Genomic DNA, 3,896 nt, shown 5'->3' with positions numbered 1-3,896 from the left:
AGCCCGCCGTTCGCCGTGCTGCTCGCGGTGGCCGTGGCGGCGGTGCTGGGCGCGGTCGCCGCCTCGGTGCTGCTGGCCGTCCGCACCTCCCGGCGCCGCCTCGCCGACTCCCTCAGCGAGACCCTCTGACGCGTGCTCCTTCGCAGCTGCCGGGCCGCAGGGAGGACGTACGGGGGGTCAGCGTTTGACGCGGCTGCGGATGGCGAGGACGGCCAGAGCGAGGAGGACGGGCTCGGCCAGCCGGGACGCCATCTCGGTGTAGGTGCCGGTGGTGGTGAGGTCCTGTCCGGAGGAGCGGAAGACCACCGAGTTGATCACCACCCGCAGACTCTTCTCGAACCGCTCGCTGGAGACCCGTTCGGCCAGCGGTCCGGTCGGGTTGACTGGAGCGAGGGTGTCCGTGGTGAGGACGATCTCCTGCCCGGTGGCGACCTGGCGGCCGGTGGTGGTGGGCTTCGGGTCGTTGGCGGGCAGGCCCCACAGCATCATGACCGCGATCGTGACGGCCATCGCCGCTCCCAGCCAGACCAGTGCGCGGGTGGCGCGCAGCCCGTACCCGGACATGGCCCAGTAAAGGCTCAGCAGCATGCGCTCGCCCCAGGGCCGGGTGCTGTCGTGGCGGCGCATCTCGCATTCGCCGTAGTAGAAGTCGGCGGCGTCCGGTTCGTTCTTTCCGTCCTCCAGCGACTTGCGCAGCTGCCGGTACAGCACCGCCACCGCAGTCGGCTTCAGCTCCGGGGCGTCCGGAGCCGGGCTCACCCAGCCCGAGGCAGCGGCCCGGTCGGGGCGGCGGGCGGTGCGGGTCCGCCAGTGGTGCTCCTCGATCAGGGTGTTGCGCCGGCTCCACCGCCAGGGGAAACGCAGGTCCCAGCCGGTGGGGGTGGTGGTGAAGGTGCACCAGCCGTCGACCTTCAGCTGGTCGAGATGGATTGCGCCGGCGAATCGGCAGGTACTCAGGTCGATGTCGTGCAGCGCCAAGTGGGCGACATCCGCCCCGCCCACCGACGTCAGGCGCACGCCGGGCTTCAGATCGGACAGCTTCATCTCCGGCAACGGGCCAGTCGGGCTGGACCGGTCGAAAGGGAGGAGACGGGTGGCGACGAGCACCGGGTACTCGAAGACCGCGTCTCTCAGATCCAGCTCGGCGTGGCGCAGGTGCAGCATGGCGGTCGATGCCCACCGGGTGCGCGCACAGCTCACCTCACGGGCGGCGATCCGCATCGTCACCGGCTGCTGGAACACCGCCCCGTCCAGCACCACCCGCTGATTGCACGCCAGCGGTCCGAAACGCGACGCCTTCTCGAACCGCGCCATGTCGAACCGGACGTTGCCGGAGAAGGACGCATCGCGGAACCATGCGTTCTCGGAGAAGGACGCCCCGTCGAAGTAGGCGTCGCGGGAGAAGGACGTCTGGGCGAACACGGCAACGCCGGAGAAGGACGCGCTGCCGAACCATGCGTCGCCGGAGAAGGACACCTCGTTGAAGCGGGCGTCGCCGGAGAAGGAGGCCTGGAGAAACCCCGTCGCACCGAAGATGGACGCCTTGCTGAAGCGGGCGTCGCGGGAGAAGGACGCCTCGCCGAAGCGGGCGTCGCCGGAGAAGGACACCCCGTCGAAGTGGGCGTCGCCGGAGAAGGACGCCTCAATGAACGTGGCGTCGCCGGAGAAGGACGCCCAGCTGAAAAACGCAGCGCCGGAGAAGGCCACCCCGTAGAACGAGGCATTGCCGAAGGACACCCAGCCGAACCAGGCAGCACCGGAGAAGGAGGCCCCGTCGAACGAGGCGTCGTTGATACGACGGCGACCGGTGGCGGGGTCGTGCAGGGCGGCGAGTAACTGGTCCAGCAGTTCCGTGGTGAACGGAGTGCCTCGGTGGTCGATGTCGGCGCCGGGTAGCAGCGCCGCGAAGTAGGCGGCTCGATCGGCTTCCTCTAGGTGAGTCAGGCAGTCGGCATGGTCACCGACGCGGATGCCGCGGCAGCCGACCGGCTCGGTTGAGGTCGCGCCGTGGCCGCAGTACGGCCAGTTCGGCGGAATGCTGGACGGCGGTTCAGGCGTAGCAGCAGTCATGCTTCAAGGACGTACCGGTGCGGCCGACAGTTGCCGGACCAGGTCACAGCCGAGCAGTTGACGGAAAACCCCGGTGCGCTACTGAGAGCCGCACCGACAGGAACCGTGCGCAACTGAGGAAGCGCGATCCGGCAGCAGCGGGAGGCCCGAGAGGGAACGCCCTGGAGACATACGCCCGAGGGGAACCCCCGCGACCGGTCCGCGACCGAGCCGGTCGCGGACCACGCGGGCCCGTCACGTCCACCTGGCGTCCGCCGCGGCGCCGGCGGCCTGTCGTGCGCCGGCGCCTTGTCGTGTGGTGGCCCCTGTCACGAGGGGGCGCCTGCCGTCAGGGCTCGACGACGGTCTCCTGCGCCGCGGCGGTGTTGTCGCCCGCCGTCAGCTCGGCGTCGACGGGCACGTTGCGCTTCACCAGGGCCAGCGCGATCGGCCCCAGCTCGTGGTGGCGGGCCGAGCTGGTGACGAAGCCGAGCGTCCGCCCCTCGGGGCCGTCCGAGGCGAGCCGCACCGGGGCGCCGTGGCCGGGGATCGTCACCTCGCTGCCGTCCAGGTGGAGGAAGACCAGCCGCCTGGGCGGCTTGCCCAGGTTGTGCACCCGGGCCACCGTCTCCTGACCGCGGTAGCAGCCCTTCTGCAGGTGGACGGCCGTACCGATCCAGCCCAGCTCGTGCGGGATCGTCCGGTGGTCCGTCTCCAGGCCGAGCCGCGGCCGGTGGCCCTCGATGCGGAGCGCCTCGTAGCCCATGACGCCCACCGGCCTGCCGTTCGCCTCGGCGAACTCGCGCAGCCGCGCGCGCGGCAGGAAGAGGTCCCGGCCGTGCGGGGTCTCCCGGGCGATGGTGTCCTGCGGCGTCTCGGTGATCGAGCCGGCGGGCAGGTGCACGACCGCGAACTCCTCGGTCCGGTCGTCGACGTCCACCTGGTAGAAGAACTTCATGCTCTCCAGATAGCCCTTCAGGGCCTCCTGGCGTCCGGGCTCGGTGTGTATCCACGTCGTGGATCCGTCGTCGACGAGGTAGAGCACGTGCTCGATGTGCCCGTTGGCGGTGAGGATCAGCGACTCGGTGGCCCGCATCGGGGGCAGCTCGCTGACGTGCTGGGTGAGCAGCAGGTGCAGCCAGCTCAACCGGTCGTCCCCGGTCACGGTCAGTACCCCGCGGTGCGAGAGGTCGACGAAGCCGGTGCCGTCGGCGAGTGCGCGCTGTTCTTTGAAGAGGTCGCCGTAGTGCGCGGCGACGCCCTCGTCCGGGCCCTCGGCGGACACGGCGCCGGGCAGGGACAGCAGCGGGCTGCGGTAGGTCATGCGGTTACCTCAGGATGCGTTGTCGGGCTGTTCCGCGGAGCACTCCCGGCAGCGGCCGAAGATCGCGAAGTGCTTCACGTCGGTCTCGAAACCGAAGGACTCGCGCAGTTGTTCCGCGAAGCCGCCGGCCACCGAGACGTCCGCCTCGATGACCCGCGTGCAGTCCCGGCACACGAGGTGCATGTGGTGGTGCCGGTCGGCGAGGTGGTACGTCGCCGCGCCGTGCCCGAGGTGGGCGTGGCTGACCAGCCCGAGTTCCTCCAGGAGCTCCAGCGTCCGGTAGACGGTGGAGATGTTGACGCTGCCCGCGGTGCGGCGGACCTCGGTGAGGATGTCCTCGGGCGTGGAGTGCTCCAGCTTGTCCACGGCCTCCAGCACGAGCTGGCGCTGCGGCGTCAGCCGGTATCCGCGCTTGCGCAGGTCGTCCTGCCACTCGGTGCTCACCACGCTCCCAGTGTAGGAGCACCGCGGCCCGGCGGGCGCGGCCGTCCGCCGGCGGGGCGGGTGTCCGCCCCGCCCCGCC

3 protein-coding genes are annotated in these 3,896 nt (G+C 70.8%); all 3 read right to left on the bottom strand.

The annotated features are described in order from the left end of the window. Positions 1-177 precede the first annotated feature (177 nt). Complete coding sequence (locus ACYVE9_RS18440; protein WP_461028984.1) at positions 178-2,070, bottom strand: pentapeptide repeat-containing protein; 1,893 nt, start codon at positions 2,068-2,070, stop codon at positions 178-180. A gap of 328 nt (positions 2,071-2,398) precedes the next feature. Next, entirely contained in the window at positions 2,399-3,373 is a 975-nt protein-coding gene (ygfZ, locus tag ACYVE9_RS18435; protein ID WP_461028983.1) for a CAF17-like 4Fe-4S cluster assembly/insertion protein YgfZ, read from the bottom strand. A gap of 9 nt (positions 3,374-3,382) precedes the next feature. Then, the gene (locus ACYVE9_RS18430) at positions 3,383-3,820 is read right to left on the bottom strand and encodes a Fur family transcriptional regulator (protein WP_461028982.1); all 438 of its coding nucleotides are present in this window, start codon (positions 3,818-3,820) and stop codon (positions 3,383-3,385) included. Between the last annotated feature and the right edge of the window lie 76 nt (positions 3,821-3,896).

It is taken from the genome of Streptomyces sparsus (assembly GCF_054776295.1).
This window is presented reverse-complemented; position numbering and strand designations above follow the sequence as displayed.

Coding starts and splice junctions, on each gene's coding strand:
- ACYVE9_RS18440 (WP_461028984.1), bottom strand. CDS start 2,070: ATGACTGCTGCTACGCCTGAACCGCCGTCCAGCATTCCGCCGAACTGG.
- ygfZ (WP_461028983.1), bottom strand. CDS start 3,373: ATGACCTACCGCAGCCCGCTGCTGTCCCTGCCCGGCGCCGTGTCCGCC.